The sequence below is a fragment of the Limnohabitans sp. INBF003 genome, assembly GCF_055396645.1.
This window is the reverse complement of the sequence record NZ_AP029222.1, coordinates 3,178,262-3,198,882: the sequence shown is the minus strand read 5'-3', so window position 1 is coordinate 3,198,882 and position 20,621 is coordinate 3,178,262. Positions and strand designations below refer to the sequence as shown.

At 58.5% G+C, this 20,621-nt stretch carries 21 protein-coding genes; 19 read left to right on the top strand and 2 right to left on the bottom strand.

The annotated features are described in order from the left end of the window. Window positions 1-46: 46 nt before the first annotated feature. From ACZ5VE_RS14970 to minE, 8 genes are all read left to right on the top strand, one after another. A complete protein-coding gene (locus tag ACZ5VE_RS14970) occupies window positions 47-244 on the top strand; it encodes a heavy-metal-associated domain-containing protein (RefSeq protein WP_464455907.1) in 198 nt (65 codons plus the stop codon). Between the two features lie 27 nt (window positions 245-271). Further along, entirely contained in the window at window positions 272-466 is a 195-nt protein-coding gene (locus tag ACZ5VE_RS14965; RefSeq protein WP_464455906.1) for a YgaP family membrane protein, read from the top strand. A gap of 162 nt (window positions 467-628) precedes the next feature. After that, window positions 629-1,120, top strand: a complete 492-nt coding sequence (locus ACZ5VE_RS14960; RefSeq protein WP_464455905.1) for a Spy/CpxP family protein refolding chaperone — start codon at window positions 629-631, stop codon at window positions 1,118-1,120. Between the two features lie 121 nt (window positions 1,121-1,241). Beyond that, entirely contained in the window at window positions 1,242-2,096 is an 855-nt protein-coding gene (locus tag ACZ5VE_RS14955) for a DUF2189 domain-containing protein (RefSeq protein WP_464455904.1), read from the top strand. Then, on the top strand, window positions 2,096-2,305 hold the full coding sequence (locus ACZ5VE_RS14950; protein WP_464457511.1) for a DUF2788 domain-containing protein: 210 nt from the start codon (window positions 2,096-2,098) through the stop codon (window positions 2,303-2,305). The genes ACZ5VE_RS14955 and ACZ5VE_RS14950 overlap by 1 nt, the downstream gene beginning before the upstream one ends. A 287-nt stretch (window positions 2,306-2,592) precedes the next feature. Next, the gene (minC, locus tag ACZ5VE_RS14945) at window positions 2,593-3,366 is read left to right on the top strand and encodes a septum site-determining protein MinC (protein WP_464455903.1); all 774 of its coding nucleotides are present in this window, start codon (window positions 2,593-2,595) and stop codon (window positions 3,364-3,366) included. A 44-nt stretch (window positions 3,367-3,410) separates the two neighbouring features. Continuing rightward, window positions 3,411-4,226, top strand: a complete 816-nt coding sequence (minD, locus tag ACZ5VE_RS14940) for a septum site-determining protein MinD (protein WP_464455902.1) — start codon at window positions 3,411-3,413, stop codon at window positions 4,224-4,226. A 3-nt stretch (window positions 4,227-4,229) separates the two neighbouring features. Continuing rightward, window positions 4,230-4,490, top strand: coding sequence for a cell division topological specificity factor MinE (gene minE / locus ACZ5VE_RS14935; protein WP_108285570.1), 261 nt, complete (start codon window positions 4,230-4,232; stop codon window positions 4,488-4,490). 97 nt (window positions 4,491-4,587) lie between these two features. Here the strand turns inward: minE and ACZ5VE_RS14930 are convergent, their stop codons facing one another. Next, window positions 4,588-8,124: an indolepyruvate ferredoxin oxidoreductase family protein gene (locus ACZ5VE_RS14930; protein ID WP_464455901.1), complete on the bottom strand. Its 3,537-nt coding sequence runs from the start codon at window positions 8,122-8,124 to the stop codon at window positions 4,588-4,590. Between the two features lie 120 nt (window positions 8,125-8,244). Here ACZ5VE_RS14930 and ACZ5VE_RS14925 point away from each other — a divergent pair, with 120 nt between their 5' ends. After that, window positions 8,245-8,712, top strand: a complete 468-nt coding sequence (locus ACZ5VE_RS14925; protein WP_464455900.1) for an Lrp/AsnC family transcriptional regulator — start codon at window positions 8,245-8,247, stop codon at window positions 8,710-8,712. Between the two features lie 54 nt (window positions 8,713-8,766). Here ACZ5VE_RS14925 and ACZ5VE_RS14920 read toward each other — a convergent pair whose 3' ends face one another. Further along, the gene (locus ACZ5VE_RS14920; protein WP_464455899.1) at window positions 8,767-10,077 is read right to left on the bottom strand and encodes a Glu/Leu/Phe/Val family dehydrogenase; all 1,311 of its coding nucleotides are present in this window, start codon (window positions 10,075-10,077) and stop codon (window positions 8,767-8,769) included. 169 nt (window positions 10,078-10,246) lie between these two features. On the opposite strand from ACZ5VE_RS14920, the gene ACZ5VE_RS14915 reads away from it, so the two are divergent. The 10 genes from ACZ5VE_RS14915 to ACZ5VE_RS14870 all read left to right on the top strand — a co-directional run bounded on the left by ACZ5VE_RS14915 (window position 10,247) and on the right by ACZ5VE_RS14870 (window position 20,613). Continuing rightward, entirely contained in the window at window positions 10,247-10,699 is a 453-nt protein-coding gene (locus ACZ5VE_RS14915) for an N-acetyltransferase family protein (RefSeq protein ID WP_464455898.1), read from the top strand. 130 nt (window positions 10,700-10,829) lie between these two features. Further along, window positions 10,830-12,800 (top strand): tRNA uridine-5-carboxymethylaminomethyl(34) synthesis enzyme MnmG, encoded by a 1,971-nt coding sequence (gene mnmG / locus ACZ5VE_RS14910; RefSeq protein WP_464455897.1) that lies wholly within the window; start codon window positions 10,830-10,832, stop codon window positions 12,798-12,800. Next, on the top strand, window positions 12,797-13,450 hold the full coding sequence (gene rsmG / locus ACZ5VE_RS14905; protein WP_464455896.1) for a 16S rRNA (guanine(527)-N(7))-methyltransferase RsmG: 654 nt from the start codon (window positions 12,797-12,799) through the stop codon (window positions 13,448-13,450). The genes mnmG and rsmG overlap by 4 nt, the downstream gene beginning before the upstream one ends. 89 nt (window positions 13,451-13,539) lie before the next feature. Continuing rightward, the gene (locus tag ACZ5VE_RS14900; protein WP_464455895.1) at window positions 13,540-14,154 is read left to right on the top strand and encodes a LysE family transporter; all 615 of its coding nucleotides are present in this window, start codon (window positions 13,540-13,542) and stop codon (window positions 14,152-14,154) included. A 39-nt stretch (window positions 14,155-14,193) separates the two neighbouring features. Beyond that, window positions 14,194-14,811, top strand: coding sequence for a LysE family translocator (locus ACZ5VE_RS14895; RefSeq protein ID WP_464455894.1), 618 nt, complete (start codon window positions 14,194-14,196; stop codon window positions 14,809-14,811). 15 nt (window positions 14,812-14,826) lie between these two features. Further along, window positions 14,827-15,597, top strand: a complete 771-nt coding sequence (locus ACZ5VE_RS14890; RefSeq protein WP_464455893.1) for a ParA family protein — start codon at window positions 14,827-14,829, stop codon at window positions 15,595-15,597. Between the two features lie 12 nt (window positions 15,598-15,609). Then, window positions 15,610-16,191, top strand: coding sequence for an RBBP9/YdeN family alpha/beta hydrolase (locus ACZ5VE_RS14885; RefSeq protein ID WP_464455892.1), 582 nt, complete (start codon window positions 15,610-15,612; stop codon window positions 16,189-16,191). Window positions 16,192-16,193: 2 nt separating this feature from the next. Then, window positions 16,194-17,111 (top strand): ParB/RepB/Spo0J family partition protein, encoded by a 918-nt coding sequence (locus tag ACZ5VE_RS14880; RefSeq protein WP_464455891.1) that lies wholly within the window; start codon window positions 16,194-16,196, stop codon window positions 17,109-17,111. A gap of 8 nt (window positions 17,112-17,119) precedes the next feature. Further along, window positions 17,120-18,868, top strand: a complete 1,749-nt coding sequence (locus tag ACZ5VE_RS14875; RefSeq protein ID WP_464455890.1) for a hybrid sensor histidine kinase/response regulator — start codon at window positions 17,120-17,122, stop codon at window positions 18,866-18,868. Further along, entirely contained in the window at window positions 18,865-20,613 is a 1,749-nt protein-coding gene (locus tag ACZ5VE_RS14870) for an ATP-binding protein (RefSeq protein ID WP_464455889.1), read from the top strand. The genes ACZ5VE_RS14875 and ACZ5VE_RS14870 overlap by 4 nt, the downstream gene beginning before the upstream one ends. The last annotated feature ends 8 nt before the right edge of the window (window positions 20,614-20,621 follow it).

Genomic DNA, 20,621 nt, shown 5'->3' with positions numbered 1-20,621 from the left:
ACTATGCTTTGAACAGACCCACAAGGGTCTGTCTGAAAGGTACATCATGAACCAGATTTTTACGGTCGAAGGCATGACCTGCGGCCACTGCGAAAAAGCCGTGACCAAAGCCCTGCTCGCGTTGGACCCACAAGCCAAGGTGGTGATCGACCGCACGCAAAACAAGGTGCAGGTCGATTCTGAACAAGCCCGCGAAGCATTGGCCAAAGCCATGACCGAAGAAGGCTACCGCGTCGCGGCCTGAATTTTTTAAACCCCAAAGGAGATCCACATGACCCAAAACATCGGCGGCATCGAACGCATTCTTCGCATCGTGGCAGGCCTCGTGCTGGTCGCACTGGCAGCCACCAGCACCGTGGGTTGGTGGGGCTGGCTGGGTGCCGTTCCCTTGGCCACAGGCCTCATGGGCTGGTGCCCGCCTTACAGCCTACTGGGCATCAACACCTGCAAAAATCGCAACATCTGATGCACAGGACACCACGCCCTGCGCAGTTCTGTGCATGCTTTTAAAAGGTGGTGTGGAGTCAATTGACTTCACGCACCTTTACAAATCACAGCACATGGGCCACATCCCAGACACATGGCCAGATCACACTGACCTCACCCCATCACTGAAAGGATGTTTCCCATGAAATCGATTCGCAACACATTGATCGCCGCCAGCTTGCTGGCTGGCCTGACCGGCTTGACCCTGGCCCAAACAGCACCCGAAGCCAAAACCAGCGGACCCCGTGCTGAACGCATGGACAAGATGCACGCCAAAATGGGCGAGCGCCATGCCAAGCATCTGGCTGACCTCAAAGGCAAACTGAAGCTCGAAGCAGGCCAGGAAAGCGCATGGACTGCTTTTGAGCAAAGCATGAAAATGCCAAGCAAACCCATGGCACGTCCCGACCGAGCTGCAATGGACAAGCTGACCACGCCTGAACGCATCGACCAAATGCAAGCGCACAAAGCGCAGCGCGACGCTGATATGCAAAAACACGCAGACGCCACCAAAACTTTTTATGCAGCCCTCAATGCCAGCCAAAAGAAAGTGTTTGATGCCGAAACCGCACGCGCCATGCAAAGCATGGGCGGTGGCATGCGCCATGGCGAAGGCCATCACGGCCACCACTGAAAACGCAGACGAGCCACGCTCGTCTTCAACACCAGGCCGCTCACCGAGCGGCCTTTTTATTTCGTTTTCAGATTTGACACACATCAAGCCCTGAAAAACGGAGGGTGGTTAAGCTTTGCGCATGGCCCAAATACCCCACTCCGATTCCGCCCAAACACGTTCTGGCATTTTTTTGCCCCCTGTCCGACCCATCTTGATGGACCAGCCCATGCAATGGCTGGCACTGGGGTTCAAAGACATGGCAAGGGCACCCTTGCTCAGCACCATGCATGGCTTGGTGCTGGCAGCCCTGGGCGGTTTCATTGCCCTGCTGGCGCATGACCAATTCTGGCTGTTGGTCGGTTATCTGTCGGGCTTCATGGTGGTGGCACCTGTGCTGGCGACCAGCCTGTATGCCATGAGCCGTGCCATGGAACGCGGAGAAACCGTCAATTTTGATTTGCTGGTGCAAACCTGGACGCAGTGGCAGTTGCGCCTGCGTCACCAGCCTGACAGTTACTGGAGCCTGATCCGTTTTGGCCTGTTGCTGGGTTTGGCGGCCACCGGCTGGGTCATCACTTCGGCTGCGCTGATCACCTTGCTGGCCCCCGTTCCCATTCACACGCCGGTCGACTTCATCCGCCATGTGGTGCTGGCCAAAGAAGGGCATTTGTTTGAACTTTGGGTGGGCTTGGGCGGCATGATGGCGGTGCCCGTCTTTGCTTCCAGCGTGGTGTCCATGCCTTTGCTGCTAGACCGCCGCGTCACGGTATTACAGGCGGTACTGACCAGCTGGAAAGCCGTGCTGACCCACCCCTTTCAAATGACCTTGTGGGCTTTTCTGATCATTGGTTTCAGCATGCTGGGCATTTTTTCCTTGTTTTTGGGCCTGATCCTCGTCATTCCCATGCTGGGCCATGGCAGCTGGCATGCTTATCGGCACTTGGTCGATGTGTCTCAGCTCGAAGAACGCATTTCCGGACAGGGTGAACGGTGATGTTCGGATTCAACGAAGAACAATTCGCCTGGTTCGGCCTCACGATCGGTGTCGGGGCGTTCATGCTTTACATGCTGTTCATCATCGGACAGCTGGCCTGGGAGTCCAAAGCCGGGAAATTCGGAACCTTTGTCATTTTTCTGGGATTGGCGTTTGGCATGCTGGGTTTTGTGGCCAAAGGCGTCATTCAATGGTTGCTTGAAACATGACATCCATTTCTGGATAAGCCTGTGGATAAAAAAACAACAAGCAGCCAGTTATCCACAGCTTGATGTGTTGGCAAGAAGTTGTTCATTTTTCTGAAACACCAAAAAACCGCTACAGCGCACACGTTCACAAGTGATGCAAGTCCTTGTCACTCCTGAAAAAAATCAGCTTGTCCACACAAATGTGCTGCCCTTATCTACTACTGCTATTTAAAGATATAAATCTATAGAGAAAGAACAAGGAACAAGTGCGCTGTTAAGATTTGCGTCTTTCCTCCTTTGACGGCACCATGGCGATCGTTTCAGAAGCATCCCTCTCAAACTGTTACGACATCAAAAGCGCAGACTTGTCTTTGGTGGCTTTGGTCCTCAAAACCACCGACATCGCTGCCATCTCGCAGGCCTTGGTTCAACAATTGGCCGAAAGCCCAGGATTTTTTGACCAAGACCCTGTGATCATTGATGTCGGTTTTCTGAATTTTGAAGAAAACACGCCATCCATCGACTTCAAAACCTTGTTACCGCTCCTGCGTGAACACGGTTTGGTGCCTTTGGCCATTAAAGGCGCTCAGGGCGAACTTCTGACGCAAGCCAAGGGGGTGGGTCTGGTGGATGCCAGCGATGCCCGCATTCGCCGTTCTGTGCCCCTTGCGGATGTTGTGCAGGCTGTACCCAGCGTTGAACCTGTCTCTGTTCCCATGGAAGCACCTGTCCCGTTGGGTCCCATGGTGATCGACAAACCCCTGCGTTCAGGTCAACAGGTGTATGCCAAGGGCCGTGACCTGATTGTTCTGGCCATGGTGAATGCAGGCGCAGAAGTCATTGCCGATGGCCATATCCACATTTATGCGACTTTGCGTGGCAAAGCCATTGCGGGTGCTCGCGGCAACACCGAGGCACGCATTTTTGCGCAGGTGATGGAGCCTGAATTGATTTCCATCGCGGGCATTTACCGAACCAGCGAAAATGCCTTGCCCAAAGACGTTTTAGGGCAAGCGGCTCAAGTCCGTTTGCAATCGGGCCCTGAAGGCGACAAGTTGTTGGTGTCGCCCCTCAAGCTCTGAAAATCTGAATTTGTACCGATATCCTCTCCAAGAAAGAAAATGCCATGGCAAAAATTGTTGTTGTGACTTCCGGCAAAGGTGGTGTGGGTAAAACCACCACCAGCGCCAGTTTTGCCACAGGTTTGGCACTGAAAGGCTTCAAGACGGCCGTCATTGACTTTGATGTGGGCCTGCGCAACCTGGACCTGATCATGGGCTGTGAACGCCGTGTGGTGTACGACCTGATCAACGTGATTCAAGGCGAAGCCAACCTGAACCAGGCTTTGATCAAAGACAAGCAATGTGACAACCTGTTTGTGTTGGCGGCTTCGCAAACTCGTGATAAGGATGCTTTGTCGCAAGAGGGCGTCGAGAAGGTGCTGAAAGATCTGGCAGAGATGGGTTTTGAGTACATCGTTTGCGATTCACCTGCTGGCATCGAAACAGGCGCTTTGATGGCCATGCACTTTGCCGATGAGGCCTTGGTGGTGACCAATCCCGAAGTGTCTTCTGTGCGCGATTCGGACCGCATTCTGGGCATGCTGGGCAGCAAAACCAAACGTGCCATTGAAGGCCAGGAACCCATCAAAGAGCATTTGCTGATCACCCGTTACAACCCCAACCGGGTTGAAGATGGTCAGATGTTGTCGCTGCAGGACATTCAAGACATCTTGCGCATCAAGTTGCTGGGCGTGATCCCTGAAAGCGAGAACGTGTTGCAAGCGTCCAACCAAGGCACGCCAGCGATTCACATGGCACAAAGCGATGTGTCTGAAGCCTACAAGGATGTGATTGACCGTTTCCTGGGCGAAGACAAACCCATGCGGTTCACCGAAGCCGACAAGCCTGGCTTTTTCAAACGTTTGTTCGGAGGCAAGTGAACCATGTCGTTTCTTTCCTTCCTCCTGGGCGAAAAGAAGAAAACCGCCAGCGTGGCCAAAGAGCGCCTGCAGATCATCTTGGCCCACGAACGCAGTGGTCGCAATGCCGCTGAGCCCGATTACCTGCCCGCTTTGCAACGCGAATTGGTGGCAGTGATCAGCAAATACATCAAGATCAATCCGGATGACATCAAGGTGAACCTGGAGCGCCAGGACAACCTGGAAGTGCTGGAAGTCAAGATCGAATTGCCCGACGCACGCTGAAATCTGCAGATGCTGCTGCAAGCCATTTGAGCTTGCGATTGAAGTGTCTCGGACAGTGCACGATCGAAAGCCACCCTTGCGGGTGGCTTTCTTTTTTTCAATGGGCGTTCAATGAAGCCCACAATGCCCTGGCTGCTTTCAGGTTGCGTTCCTTGACATGGCCAAAGCCTTTGATGTTTTCAGGCACGTTGGCAACGGCCAAGGCGTGTGCATGGTTTTCAGGGCTCAGGTGTTCAATGGCCTGTTCGATGTGCTGCATGTATTCACCGATCAAGGCTTGTTCTGTCCGGCGTTCTTCTGTGCGGCCGAACACATCGAATGGGGTGCTGCGCAAGCCTTTCAATTGGGCCAGCAACTTGAAGCCTGTCAGCATGGTAGGGCCAAACTTTTGCTTGACCAACTCGCCCTTGTTGTTGCGCTTGGCCAAGAGCGGTTGGGCCAGGTGGTAATGCACTTTGAAGTCACCTTCAAAGCTGTTGGCGATGCGGTCCATAAACGCTGACTGGGTGTGCAAGCGGGCCACTTCGTATTCGTCTTTGTAGGCCATCAACTTGTACAGATGGCGCGCCACAGTTTCTGTCAGAACGGTTTTGCCCAATGGCATTTCAGCCCCTTGAACACGCTGCATAAAGGCCTGATAGCGGGTTGCATAAGCCGCGTTCTGGTAATCGGTCAAACGCGTCATGCGGTCAGCGATCAGGCTTTCCAGTGTTTCGCGTTTCTTGAACTGCACCACTTGCACGGGCTGGCTCTTTTGCATCAGCACATCCAGTTGGTGTGCGGCATGGCGACCCCACTCAAAAGCAGCCAGGTTGTTTTTCACTTGCACATCGTTGAGCTCAATGGCCCGCACCAAGGACTCATGCCGCAAAGGCACCCAGCCTTTTTGCCAGGCGTAGCCGAGGATCATGGGGTTGACGTAAATCGTGTCGCCCAAGAGTTGTTTGGCCAGTGTGTCGGCGTCAAAACTGCCCACACCTTCAACGCCCACTTGGGCTGTGATTTCGGCCACACACTGCTCGGCTGGGTTTTGCCAGTTGCCGTTTTTCACAAACGCCGCCGTGGGTGTGCTGTTGCTGTTCAGCGCCACATGCGTGCGGCCTGCGCGCATGCGCAAAGTGGTTTCCTTGGAGGCACTGACGATGGGGTCGCACCCAATGATCAGGTCAGCCGCGGCCATGCTCACGCGGGTGGTGCGGATCTCGTCTTGTGTGTTGGCCACCAGAATGTGGCTCCAGGTGGCACCGCCTTTTTGCGCCAGACCTGCCGAGTCTTGCGTGACGATGCCTTTGCCTTCCATGTGCGCGGCCATGCCCAGCAATTGACCGATGGTGATGACGCCGGTACCACCGACACCCGCGACCACCATGCCCCAAGGCTGTGTGATGGCGGGCAGTTCGGGGTCAGGCAAAGCGCCCAAGTTGGACGGGTTCAATGCCGTGGTGCTGGACGATGATTTTTTCTTGAACGTGCCACCTTCCACCGTGACAAAGCTGGGGCAAAAGCCCTTGAGGCAACTGGTGTCCTTGTTGCAAGTGCTTTGGTTGATGGTGCGTTTGCGGCCCAGAGGTGTTTCCAGCGGCTCGACCGACAGGCAGTTGGATTGCACGCCGCAGTCGCCACAGCCTTCACACACTTCCTCGTTGATCATCACGCGCAAAGCGGGGTCGACCATGGTGCCGCGCTTGCGGCGGCGGCGCTTTTCAGTGGCGCAGGTCTGGTCGTAAATGATGACGGTGGTGCCCTTGATCTCGCGCATTTCGCGCTGGATGCGGTCCAGCTCGTCGCGGTGGAACACACGCACGCCCTCGGCTAAAGCCACACCGTCGTATTTTTCGGGTTCATCGGTCACCACGTCGATGCGTTGGGCCCCTTCGGCCCGCATGCTCATGGCGATTTGCACCACGCTGTGGCCTTCGGGGCGCTCGCCCACTTGCTGGCCACCGGTCATGGCCACGGCGTCGTTGTAAAGCACCTTGTAGGTGATGTTGACCCCTGCGGCAATGCTTTGGCGAATGGCCAGAATGCCGCTGTGAAAGTAGGTGCCGTCACCCAGGTTGGCAAAGACGTGTTGTTCGTTGCTGAAAGGCTGTTGGCCCGTCCATGGCACGCCTTCGCCGCCCATCTGCGTGAAGCCGATGGTGCTGCGGTCCATCCAGATGCTCATGAAGTGGCAGCCAATGCCTGCCATGGCACGCGAGCCTTCAGGCACCTTGGTGGATGTGTTGTGTGGGCAACCCGAGCAGAACCAGGGCTGGCGTTCGGCCGCTGTTCCCAGCGTGAGCGTCTGCATGGCCCTTTCCTTGCCGTCGAGCACCGCCAAATGGGCGTCGATCTGAGTGGCGGTATCCGCATCGACCCCCAGTTTTTTCAGGCGCTTGGCAATGGCCCGCGCAATGATGGCGGGCGTCAAATCGGCATTGGCCCGCAGCAAGGTGCGTTCGGTGGGGTTGGGGATAGACCATTCGCCACCCGAGACATCGCCATCGGCTTCGTCGAACTTGCCCAGGATGTTGGGGCGCACATCGTCGCGCCAGTTGTAGAGCTCTTCTTTGAGCTGGTATTCGATGATCTGGCGCTTTTCTTCGACGACCAGGATTTCGCGCAGGCCTGTGGCAAATTCGCGTGTGGATTGCGCTTCGAGCGGCCACACCACCGCCACTTTGTGCAAACGGATGCCCAATTGACGGCAACGGTGGTCATCCAAGCCCAAATCCATCAAAGCCTGGCGGGTGTCGTTGTAGGCTTTGCCGCTGGCGATCAAACCAAATCGATCGTTCGGGCCTTCGATCACGTTGTGGTTGAGTTTGTTGGCGCGGATGTAGGCGAGGGCCGCATACCACTTGTAATCGAACAGCCGGGCCTCTTGCTCCAGCGCGGTGTCGGGCCAGCGGATGTGCACTCCGCCGGGTGGCATGACGAACTCGGGCAGCACAATCTGCACGCGCTCGGGGTCGATGTGCGCGGTGGCACTGGATTCGACGATTTCCTGGATCGTTTTCATGCCGGCCCAGACACCTGCATAGCGGCTCATGGCAATTGCGTGCAGGCCTTGGTCCAGGATGTCTTGCACGTTGGTCGGAAAGAACACCGGCAGGCCGCAGGCCTTGAAGATGTGGTCGCTCTGGTGCGCAGCGGTGGAGCTTTTGGCTACATGGTCGTCACCGGCCACAGCCAGCACACCGCCCCAGGGCGTGGTGCCCGCCATGTTGGCATGCTTGAAAACGTCGGAACAGCGGTCCACGCCTGGGCCTTTGCCATACCAGATGCCGAACACGCCGTCGAATTGGTTGGAACCTGCCGGAGCAAAGCCCAGCTGCTGTGTGCCCCACAAGGCGGTGGCGGCCAGCTCTTCGTTGACGCCGGGTTGGAAAACGATGTTTTGGGCCTTCAGGTGGTCTTTGGCCTTCCACAGCGACTGGTCGTAGTTGCCCAGCGGGGAGCCTCGGTAACCGCTGATGAAGCCGGCTGTGTTCTTGCCTTGCAAGGCATCGCGTTGGCGTTGCAGCATGGGCAGTTTGACCAGCGCCTGCACGCCGCTCATGAAGGCGCGGCCCACATCGAGGCTGTATTTGTCGTCCAGCGTCACCGTTTCTAAAGCCTGGCGAATCGATTCGGGCAAAGGGGCGTTCATGGTGTGTCCTGCGGCGGAAAAAGGAAAGCACAGTGTAGGACGGGCGTGCCGACAAGTGCTTGCTTTCTGTGACAGGATTTGCCCTATGATTTGAAAGAATCTTGCTTAAAAAGGCCTATTTTGGAAACATTAGATAAATTTGACTGGGCGATATTGAATGAACTGCAGCGTGACGGGCGATTGACCAATGCCGAATTGGCGCAGCGTGTCGGCCTGTCGGCAGCGCCTTGCTGGCGGCGCGTGCGGGCGTTGGAGGAGTCGGGGGTTATCAAAGGCTATCGCGCTGAAATTGACCGCCAAAAGGTGGGGCTGGATGTGCTGGCCTTTGTGCGCCTGGACGCTGAGCGCAACCGGGGCGACATCACGCGCCAACTGGAAGAGGCAATCCTCAAGATCCCTGAAGTGATCTCTTGCCACTACATCAGCGGCACCGGCACCTTTGAGCTGCAGGTGGTCAGCAAAGACCTGAACACTTTCAGCCAGTTTGCGCGCGATGTGCTGATCAACCTGCCCAACGTGAAAGACCTGCACACCAGTTTTTCGTTGGGCGAGGTCAAGGCTGCAGGGGCGCTGCCTTTGAAGCCTTGAGCAAGTGCGGGGCGTACTTGGGCTTGGCCCAAGTTCCGCCGTGGGTCGCCTCTTTCAGGGGTAGAGGCCGCGAAGTTCCCGCGCTTGCAAAATGCGCGAGCAGGCCACAACGAAGGTGGCGGTGCGCAAACTGATGTTGTGTTCGTCAGCCACTTGCCAGATGGCGGCAAAGGCCTCGCGCATGATGCGCACCAAGCGGGTGTTGATGTCGTCTTCGCTCCAGAAGAAGCTGGAGAAATCCTGCACCCATTCAAAGTAGCTGACCGTCACACCCCCCGCGTTGGCGATCACATCGGGCACGACCAGAATGCCCCGCTCGTGCAGGATGTCGTCGGCTTCGGGCGTGGTCGGGCCATTTGCGCCCTCGATCACCATGCGGGCTTTGATCTGCTGGGCATTGGCTGCGGTGATTTGTTGCTCCAGCGCGGCCGGGATCAGGATGTCGCAATCCACGCTCCAGAACTGCGCATCGGGCAGGGTCTCTGCAGGCGTGAATCCTTTGACGCTGCCGTGCTCGCCGACATGGCGCAGCAGGGCTGGCACATCCAGTCCTGCGGCTTTGTAAACGGTGCCGCCGTGGTCTTGCACCGCGACCACCGTGGCCCCGGCCTGTGCAAACAGTTTGGCCGCAATGCCGCCCACGTTGCCAAAGCCTTGCACCGCAATTCTGGCTTTGGAGATGTCCAGACCAATGTGTTGCGCGGCTTCCTGGCCCACGGTGAAGACGCCCCGCCCGGTGGCCTCGCGTCGGCCCAATGAGCCACCCAGCGCAATCGGTTTGCCCGTGACCACGCCCGAGGCGGTGGCGCCTTCGTTCATGGAATAGGTGTCCATCATCCAGGCCATGATCTGCTCGTTGGTGTTCACGTCGGGCGCAGGGATGTCTTTGGTCGGGCCGATGATGATGCCGATCTCGCTGGTGTAGCGGCGTGTCAGGCGTTCCAACTCGCCGCGAGACAGTGTTTTGGGGTCCACCCGGATGCCGCCCTTGGCCCCGCCAAAGGGCAGGTTGACGGCGGCGTTTTTCACCGACATCCAGGCCGACAAGGCCATGACTTCGGACAGCGTGACGTCCTGGTGAAAGCGCACGCCGCCTTTGCCCGGGCCGCGGCTGGTGTTGTGCTGCACGCGGTAGCCTTCAAAGTGGGCCATGGTGCCGTTGTCCAGCTCGATGGGCACGTCCACGATCAGTGCGCGTTTGGGCCGCTTGAGCGTTTCGACCCAACGCGACAGCGAGCCCAGGTAGGGCGTGACGCGGTCAACTTGTTGCAGGTAAATGCCCCAAGGGCCAAGGTGCTCAGGGTTCAAATAAGAGGGCAGTGCATGGGGGCTTGTGGCTTGGATGCCTGCGGGTGAATTGGACATGTTTCGTCGCCTTTCTTGAAACTGACGGGTTGTCAGTGGCGCAAATGGTAGGGCGGGGATGCCAAACCGTCCAAGGCCGCTTGGCTGTCAGCTCATGCATTTGGCGCATAACCCCAGTTGGGGCGTGGCTTGATAATCTTGGCGTTGTTGATTTGAATGCTTAAGAAATATGATTCACACACAGTTGGCCACTTTGGCGGATCTGGAATTGGTTGCGCCGCTCTTTGATGCGTATCGGCAGTTTTATGAGCAGCCGCCAGACTTGGACCGCGCCAGAAAGTTCATCCGAGAGCGGATGGAGCGCGCAGAGTCGGACATCCTGTTGGCCATCGGAGCACACGGTGACATCTTGGGGTTTTGCCAGTTGTATCCGACGTTTTGTTCGGTGGAAGCTGAGCCCATTTACGCCTTGTATGACTTGTTCGTGTGGCCGCAAGTCCGGCGGTCCGGTGTCGGCAGGGCTTTGTTGCTTGCGGCCGAAGCATTGGCTGCACAGAACGGCAAAGTGCGAATGGACTTGACCACCGCTCGTACCAATTTGTCGGCCCAAGCTGCGTATGAGTTGCTTGGCTGGGTCCGCGACGAGGTTTTTTACGGCTACAACAAGGCCATTAAAGCGTGAGGGTGGGCACGGGGCAACCCGCGTGTTGTCCCCCTGCCTGTAAAATGAGCAGCTTCAGCCGACCCCGTGGCAGGGCGGTTCATGGCGCAGGCGCTGCCCTTTTTTGGCCTTCATTCGAGGCGGATTTTTCATGCTTTACCCTCAAGAATTCGATGTGATCGTGGTCGGCGGTGGCCATGCCGGAACCGAAGCCGCGCTGGCGGCCGCACGCATGGGCTGCAAAACTTTGCTTTTGTCGCACAACATCGAAACGCTGGGCCAGATGAGCTGCAACCCCTCGATCGGTGGCATTGGCAAGGGCCATCTGGTCAAAGAGGTCGATGCTTTGGGTGGTGCCATGGCGCTGGCCACCGACGAAGGCGGCATCCAGTTCCGCATCCTCAACAGTTCCAAAGGCCCGGCTGTGCGCGCGACGCGTGCCCAGGCCGATCGCATTTTGTACAAAGCCGCCATCCGCCGCATGCTGGAGAACCAGCCGAACCTCTGGCTGTTCCAACAAGCCGTGGATGACCTCATGGTCGAGGGCGACCGGGTGGTGGGCGCGGTCACGCAGGTGGGCATCCGTTTCAGGGGGCGCACCGTGGTGCTGACCGCGGGCACGTTCCTGGACGGCAAGATCCATGTGGGCTTGCAGAACTATGCGGCCGGACGGGCCGGTGATCCGCCCGCCGTGAGCCTGTCGGCCCGACTCAAGGAGTTGAAGCTGCCACAAGGGCGCCTGAAAACCGGCACACCACCGCGTCTGGATGGCCGCACCATCGATTTTTCAAAGTGCTCTGAGCAACCGGGCGACGGTGTGCCCGGTGGCATGAACCCCGAGGGCGGGGTGCCGGTGTTCAGCTTCATGGGCCATGCGGACATGCATCCCCAGCAAGTGCCCTGCTGGATCACGCACACCAACGAGCGCACGCACGAGATCATCCGCTCCGGCTTTGACCGCAGCCCGATGTTCACCGGCAAGATCGAGGGCGTAGGCCCGCGCTATTGCCCCAGCGTGGAAGACAAGATCAACCGCTTTGCCGACAAGGACAGCCACCAGATTTTTCTGGAGCCCGAGGGTCTGACAACCAACGAGTATTACCCCAACGGCATCTCGACCAGCTTGCCGTTTGACATCCAGTACGACCTGGTGCGCTCGATGAAGGGCTTGGAAAATTGCCACATCCTGCGGCCGGGTTACGCCATCGAATACGACTACTTTGACCCGCGCTCACTGAAGAACAGCTTTGAGACCCGCCAGATCAATGGTCTGTTCTTTGCGGGCCAGATCAACGGCACCACCGGTTACGAAGAGGCCGCCGCCCAAGGTTTGTTTGCCGGCATCAACGCCGCGCTGCAATGCCGGGGCGAAGCCGCCTGGACGCCTGCACGCGATCAAGCCTACTTGGGCGTGCTGGTGGACGACCTGGTGACCCAGGGCGTGACCGAGCCTTACCGCATGTTCACCAGCCGGGCCGAGTTCCGCCTGCAGCTGCGCGAAGACAATGCTGATGCGCGCTTGACGGAAGTGGGGCGGCAAATGGGCTTGGTCGACGATACGCGTTGGGACGCCTTCAGCCGCAAACGCGATGCTGTTTCACGTGAAACAGAGCGCCTGAAATCGACCTGGGTGAACCCGCGCAACCTGCCTGCAGCCGAATCCGAGCGGGTGTTGGGCAAAGCCATCGAACACGAGCACAACCTGTTTGACCTGCTGCGCCGCCCCAACGTGTCTTACCACGCCCTGATGTCTCTGGACGAAGGGCGCATGGCCGGCGCCGATGTTTCACGTGAAACGCTGGGTGACCTGAGCGCAACGGTCATTGAGCAGGTCGAGATCGCCGCCAAGTATTCCGGCTACATCGACCGGCAAAAGGGCGAAGTGGAGCGTGCTGCTTTTTACGAACACCTGCGCTTGCCCGAAAACCTGGACTACATGCAGGTCTCCGCCTTGTCGATCGAAGCCCGCCAGAAGCTGGCCAAACACCGCCCTGAAACCTTGGGCCAGGCTTCGCGCATCTCGGGCATCACGCCCGCCAGCGTGTCGTTGCTGTTGATTCACCTGAAGAAGGGTGGGTTCAAGGGCTTCATGCAAGCGGCAGAGGAAGGCGCGCAGGCATGAGCACGGCGTTGAACCTCGAGGCTGGCTTGCGCTCGGGTGCGCAGGCTTTGGGTTTGAGTTTGTCGGATGAACAGATTCAGCGCTTGCTGGACTACATGACACTCATCGAGAAATGGAACAAGGTTTACAACCTGACGGCGCTGCGTGATCCGGCCGACATGTTGACCCATCACCTGCTGGACAGTTTGACGGCCATAGCCCCCTTGACCCGGCACACCCAAGGCCAGGCGATCCGGGTGCTGGATGTGGGTTCTGGCGGCGGTTTGCCTGGCGTGGTGCTGGCCATTTGCATGCCCGAGCTGAATGTGACCTGTGTCGATACCGTGGCCAAAAAAGCCGCATTTGTGCAGCAGGTGGCGGTGAGCCTGAAGTTGCCCAACTTGCGCGGTATTCATGCACGGGTCGAATCCTTGACCGATCCTTATCAAGTGATTTGCTCGCGGGCGTTCGCCTCGCTGCCCGACTTCGTGGCTTGGTCTCGTTCGGCTTTGGCCGAGGGCGGGGCCTGGATGGCCATGAAAGGCAAGCACCCGCAGGATGAAATCGACGCTTTGCCTGCCGATGTGAAAGTGTTTCACGTGGAACCATTGACCGTGCCCGGGCTGGACGTGGAACGCTGCATGGTCTGGATGAAGCCCGAAGCGGCGTGAATGAGGGCGTGTTTCACGTGAAACACGCCGTTTGAGGGGTTGCCCCGAGGGCATCACGTACACTCGCCACATCCCCTGAAAGTGCATGCATGTTTGGTATCTCGGATTACGGCGCATTTGCCGCGGCCTTTGTTCTGCTTTTGTTTTTGCCCGGCCCTGGTAATCTGGCCTTGATCAGCTCGGCCAGCAAAGGGGGCTTGTCGGGTGGTTTGGCCTCGGTTTTAGGCCTGCTTTTGGGTGATCAAATCTTGCTGTGGCTCACGGTGGCCGGTGTGGCGGCCTTGCTCAAAACCTTTCCGCCTTTGTTCATGGCGGTGCAGTGGTTGGGGGCCGCGTATTTGGTTTGGCTGGGCTTCAAGATGATCACGGCCAAGGCGGGTGAAGGCCCCAGCATCCAGATCACGCCGGGGCATTACTTTCGAGAAACCTTGTTCATCACCTTGCTGAACCCCAAGGCGATCATGTTTTACTTCGCGTTTTTTCCGCAATTCATTGACCCGGTGAACCACCAGGGTTGGATCACGTTTGCGGTGATGGCCTTGACGATTGCGGTGCTGGGCTTCACGTACTGCTTTGGCGTGGTCTTGATCACCCACACCATGGCTGAGCGCATCCGGGCCAACCCTCGGTTCTCGGGCTTTTTGCAAAAGCTCGCGGGCGTTTGCTTGATCGGTTTTGGCCTCAAGATGGTGGTCACCAAATAAAACGTGCGCCAGACGGCCTCATTTTTCTGAAAGCTTCTTATGTTTTTTGGCATCTCTGATTACGGCGCGTTTGTGGCCGCCATCGTTTTGTTTCTGGCCATTCCCGGCCCCGGCAATCTGGCCCTCATCACCTCCACCAGCAAGGGCGGTGTGGCCGGGGGCCTGATGGCCACCTTGGGCGTGATCGTGGGCGACCAGGTGCTCATGTGGCTGGCGGTGGCCGGTGTGGCGGCGGTGCTGGCCACCTACCCAAGTGCCTTCGCCGCCATCCAGTGGCTGGGGGCTGTGTATTTGGCCTGGCTGGGCTGGAAGATGCTGTCGGCCAAACCGGGCGATGCCCCCGTGATGAACATCCGGCCGCGTCAGTACCTTCAGCAAGCCTTGGCCATCACCTTGCTCAACCCCAAGGCCATCGTTTTTTATATGGCGTTTTTCCCGCTGTTCGTCGATCCTCAAACCCATTTGGGCTTGCTCAGTTTTGGCGTTATGGCGGCCACCATTGCGGGTTTGACCTTTCTCTATGGCTTGGGCATGACCTTGCTTACCCACCACCTGGCCGAGCGCATGCGCGCGAACCCGCTGATCGGCCGTGTGCTGGAAAAGTTGGCGGGTATTTTCCTGATCGGGTTCGGCATCAAGCTGGCCATTTCCAAATAAACCCGAAAGCCCAGCATGGCCAAAATTTTCTGTGTTGCGAACCAAAAGGGTGGCGTTGGCAAAACCACCACCACCGTCAATTTGGCGGCTGGCTTGGCCAAAGTCGGGCAGCGGGTGCTGTTGGTCGACCTGGACCCCCAAGGCAATGCCACCATGGGCTCGGGCATCGACAAACGCGCGGTTGAATTGAGTGTTTACGACGTCCTGCTCGAGTCGGCATCGATCGCCGAAGCCGTGGTCAAAGCCGATAAATGCGGTTACGACGTGCTGAGCGCCAACCGCGAGCTGGCCGGCGCCGAGGTCGAGCTGGTGCAGCTGGAGCACCGCGACCAACGCCTGAAAAACGCCTTGGCCGTGGTCGATGCCGATTACGACTTTGTGCTGATCGATTGCCCGCCTTCGCTGTCCATGCTCACGCTCAATGGCCTGTGCTCGGCCCATGGCGTGATCGTGCCCATGCAGTGCGAGTACTTCGCGCTCGAAGGCCTGACCGACCTGGTCAACACCATCAAGCAGGTGCACGCCAACCTCAACAAAGACCTCAAGATCATTGGCCTCCTGCGTGTCATGTTCGACCCGCGCATCACTCTGCAAATGCAGGTCAGCGACCAGCTCAAGGCCCACTTTGGCGACAAGGTGTTTGACACCGTGATCCCGCGCAATGTGCGCCTAGCCGAGGCCCCCAGTTACGGTCTGCCCGGCGTGGTGTTCGATCCGTCGGCCAAAGGCAGCCAGGCGTATGTCGACTTTGCGCAAGAGCTGGTGTTGCGTGCGCCCACGCTCTGAGCTGCCCAGAGCATGACGTTTCAGGTGCAACCCTCGTCCCTCGACAGCGCTGTGGCGCAGCCCGCCTCGGTGCTGGTCTTGCCCGGTTGGCAAGGCAGCGGCCCCGGGCATTGGCAAATGCGCTGGGCGCGTGTGCATGGCTATGCCGTGGTCGAGCAAAACGACTGGATGCACCCCTTGCGGGGTGACTGGTTGGCGCGGCTGGATGAAACCGTGATCGACGCCCCCGGCCCGGTGGTGTTTGCCGCGCACAGTCTGGGTTGCATTTTGGTGGCCGCGTGGGCCGCGGTGTCCCGGCACACGGCCCGTGTGCAGGGGGCCTTGCTGGTGGCGCCCGGCGACACCGAAGACCCGGAGCTGAGCAACCGCCTCCCCGGCTGGTCGCCCATCGTGCGCCAAGCGCTGCCTTTCAAAAGCATCCTGGTGGGCAGCCAAAACGACCCTTATTGCGCGGTTGTGCGGGCCCAAAGTCTGGCCCATGACTGGGGCGCTCGCTGGGTGGACCTGGGCGAAGCCGGGCACATCAACGCCGACTCATCGCTGGGCGATTGGCCGCAGGGTCACGCGCTGTTGCAAACATTACTGAAGGATTGACCATGGTCACCAAAAAACCCAAAGGCCTTGGCCGTGGACTCGAAGCCCTGCTGGGCCCCAAAGTGCAGGATGCGCCCGCAGCCGACATGACCGCTGAAACGGGTGTGCCCACCCAGCTCAAGCTTGACCAGATGGTGGCAGGCATGTACCAGCCGCGCACCCGCATGGACGAGGGCGCTTTGTACGAGCTGGCCGAATCCATCAAGGCGCAGGGCATCATGCAGCCGATTTTGGTGCGCCAGCTCACCGATGGCGACAACGCCGGCAAATACGAGATCATCGCGGGCGAGCGGCGTTTTCGCGCTTCGCGCCTGGCGGGTTTGGAGTCTGTCCCTGTTTTGGTGCGTGACGTGCCCAACGAGGCCGCCGCCGCCATGGCCCTCATTGAGAACATCCAGCGCGAAGACCTCAACCCGCTCGAAGAAGCCCAAGGCCTGCAACGCCTGATCAAAGAGTTTGGGCTCACTCACGAAGCGGCTGCCCAGGCTGTGGGCCGCTCGCGCAGCGCGGGCAGCAACCTGCTGCGCTTGCTGAACCTGGCCGAGCCGGTGCAGACCATGTTGATGGCGGGCGATCTGGACATGGGCCACGCGCGTGCTTTGCTGTCGCTCGACAAGGCCGCCCAAATCACGGCCGCCAACCAGATTGCGGCCAAAAAGCTGTCGGTGCGCGAGGCCGAAAGCCTGGCCAAAAAACTCGGGGCCGAATTCAACCTGGTCACGCAAAAGCCCAAGAAAGACAAGTCGCGCGATGTGCGTCGGGTGGAGGAAGAGTTGTCGGACCTGTTGATGGCCCAGGTGGAGGTGCGGGTCAAAAAACGCGTCAAGCGTTTGGGCAAGATGGAAGAGATGGGCGAGCTCAGCATCCAGTTTGGTTCGCTGGATGAACTCAATGGTTTGATTGAAAAGCTGCGCGGCTGAAACACACCATGGCACGCGTGCAAAAACCGGTCCCTCTTTCTTGGCGAAGCTTGTTTCGCCCGGACGGGTTTTTGCGCCAGGAAATGCTCACCATTTACCTGATGCTGGTGGCAGTGACGACTTTCTGCGGATTTTTGTTCACCCCGGTCAAGCTGGTGTCGCAAGGCAATCTGGTGGTGTCGATGCTGGCGGTGTGCTTGCTGCTGGTGGTGCGCGTGCGGGCCTTGTTTGAGCTCATCGTGCACACCATCATGGCCTTGCTGGTCATGTTGATTGTGTTCACCGCCACCCAGACGGGTGGCATCAATTCGACATCGGTCGTTTGGCTCAATGTGTTGTCTGTGGCCGTTTTGCTGTTGCTGGGACGGATGGCCACGCTGGTCTGGATCGGCATCATGTTGTGTTCAATATGGGGCTTGACCTTGGTCACTTGGCTGGGCTGGGTCAGCAGCCATGTCAACCCGTCTTCATCCATCATTGGCTGGGCCTGGTTGAACCATTTGCTGGCGCTTTTGAACCTGATGATGGCTGTGCGCATTTACGAACACCTGCAGCAGGTGCAGCTGCGCAAGCTCAACCAGCGCAACGACGAGATCAAGGCCACCCACCAAGCGCTAATGCAGGCACAAGCCCACAAAGACGAATTTGTGGCGGCGGTGGGGCACGAATTGCGCACGCCGATGAATGCGATTTTGGGCTTCAATGGGGTGCTGCGCCGTGAGCTGGGAGACGACCCCCAACAGTTGGCGGTGGTCGGGCACATCCGCCGCTCGACCGAGCACTTGCTGCAAGTGGTCAACGACATTCTGGATTTTTCGCAACTGCAAGCGGGCAAACTGCATCTGAATCCGGTGGACTACGATGTTCGCAGCTTGTCCGAAGAACTGCAGCAACGCCATGGCGACAAGGCCCGCAGCAAAGGCATTGCATTGCACATCCACCGTGACCCCGCTTTGCCTTTGCGTCTGCATGGCGACCGTAACCGGCTGCTGCAGATTCTGAACAACCTGGTGGACAACGCCATCAAGTTCACGGCCGAGGGGGCCGTGGACGTGAAGCTGATGGTCCGTGGTGACCAGCTGCGGCTGGAGGTGCGTGATGCCGGGCGCGGCATTGCGCCCGAGCGGCAGCAGCATATCTTTCGCCGCTTTGAACATGCCGATGTGCAGACCAACCGCGCGTACGGCGGCACGGGCCTGGGCCTGACTTTGTGTGAAAAACTGGTCACCCTGCATGGCGGGCAGATTGGGGTCGTCAGCCAGCCGGGGCACGGTGCTTTGTTCTGGCTGGAGATTCCCCTGCAAGCCGCGCAGGACCAAAGCCCCGCCGACCCGCAGCCCGATGACCACCTGGTCGACGAGGCGTTGCGCATTCTGGTCGTGGATGACAACCCTGTGAACCTGATGGTGGCGCAGTTGCAGTTGCAAAAATGCTGGCCTCGCGCGCACATCACCACCGTTGACAGCGGTGCCAAAGCCCTGCCGTTGCTGGATGCACAGGTGTTTGATGTGGCCCTGGTGGACATGATCATGCCGGTCATGGATGGCATGCAGCTCACGCAGCACATTCGCCAGCATTTTCCAGCCATTGCCGCGCAGATGCCGATCCTGGCGCTGACCGCCAACACCAACCCGGTGGACCGAGATCGGTGCCTTGCTGCTGGCATGAACGATGTGCTGCACAAACCCATGGACGCAACCGCTTTGATGTTCACCGTGGCCCGCCATGTGCGCCGGGTGCGGGAGGCCCGCCTGTGAGCCTCGACACCGGTCTTCAGCGATGGATTCAGCGCATGGCTTTGCGGGTGCCTTCGCGGTTTCAGCAGGGCAAGATGCCTTATGCCTTCTTTTTTGCGCAAATGGCGGTGGTGGTCTTGTTGGTGTTTGCCGTGATCAGCCCGTATCCGTATGCCTCGGTGATTTTTGGCCTGTTTGCCCTTTTCCTGGTGGTGCTGCTTGTTTTGGTGCAGCGCGGCATGTCGCTGAATCTGGCCATCCATCTGGGGACGGGTCTGGGCGCGATCGTTTTGCTTTACAGCGCATGGGTGTCCGGCGGCATCCACTCGCCACGCCTGGCTTGGCTGTTGATCCTGCCGCTCACCCCCTTTTATGTGATCAACCGCAGGTCGGGTACTTTCTGGCTCGCGGTGGTGATGGCTTTGCAGTTGTTCATCGCGGTGTCCAGTTATCTGGCTTGGGTGCCGACCTTCGAGACCGGCCCGGAACATGTGCTGTCCTCTTTAGTGACCTACACGCTGGTGACCTGTGTGCTCATTGTGGTGCCCCTGATGTACGACCACCTGTACCGCCAGGCGCTGGACGCCAGCCGCAGCCATCAACGCGAATTGGAAGAGCGGCGCCAAGAGCTGGAACACGCCTCACAGATGCGTGAGCATTTCATTGCCAACGTCAGCCACGAACTGCGCACGCCGATGAATGCGATTTTGGGCTTCAATGCCTTGTTGCTGGCGCGACTGGGCGACAAGCCCGAGGCACGCAAGGTCCTCAACCACACGCGCCAGTCGGCCGATCACCTGATGACGGTGATCAATGACATCCTGGACTATTCGCAATCGCAAGCGGGCCAGTTGGAGATTCAGCCGGAAACCTTCGAGTTGCGCAAAACGGTAGAGCATGCTTTTGAGTTGTTTTTCCCCCGCGTCAAGAGCATGGAACTGGCCTACCGCATCGAACTGGACCCGGCCCTGCCCCAGTGGGTGTACACCGACCGGCACCGCCTCATGCAAGTGCTGGTGAATCTGTTGGGCAATGCACTCAAATTCACACACCAAGGGCAGGTGGTGTTGCGCGTCCAGTGGCAAAACCCGGGGGTGTTGTTTGCCGTGCAAGACACAGGCATCGGCATTGCCCAAGACCGGCAAGCGCAAATCTTCAACCGTTTCAGCCAGGCCAATGGGGACATTCAGGCGCTGTATGGGGGCAATGGGCTGGGGTTGGCGATCTCGCGCACCTTGGTGCAGTTGCTGGGTGGGGACATCGGCTTTGACAGCGAACCCGGGCAGGGCTCCCGTTTTTGGTTCCATTTGCCATTGACCACTTGTCCCGAACCGCAACAGAAACAGTCAGCGGCCCGGATGGCGGTGCAGACGGCACAGTTGCCCTGGCGCTTTCTGATTGCCGATGACCATCCGGTGAACCGCTTGCTGGCCCGTCAAGTTCTGAAAAACGCTTGGCCGAAAAGCCACATTGTGGAAGTCGCTGATGGCCTGCAAGCGGTCAACATGTTGCGCGAACAGCCATTTGATCTTGTGTTGATGGACATGGTCATGCCCGTGATGGACGGCATTGTGGCCACCCAGACGATCAGGACCTTGTTGCCCGATGCCGTGCGGGATGTGTTGATTTTGGGTTTGACCGCCAATGTCAGCCCGGTGGATCTGGATGCTTTCAGGCAAGAAGGTCTGGACGATGTGATGTTCAAACCGTTTGAGCCGGATGCCTTGTGTGCCAAAGTGGAGCACTGGTTGCTCCAGCGGAATTGAGCGTTGCG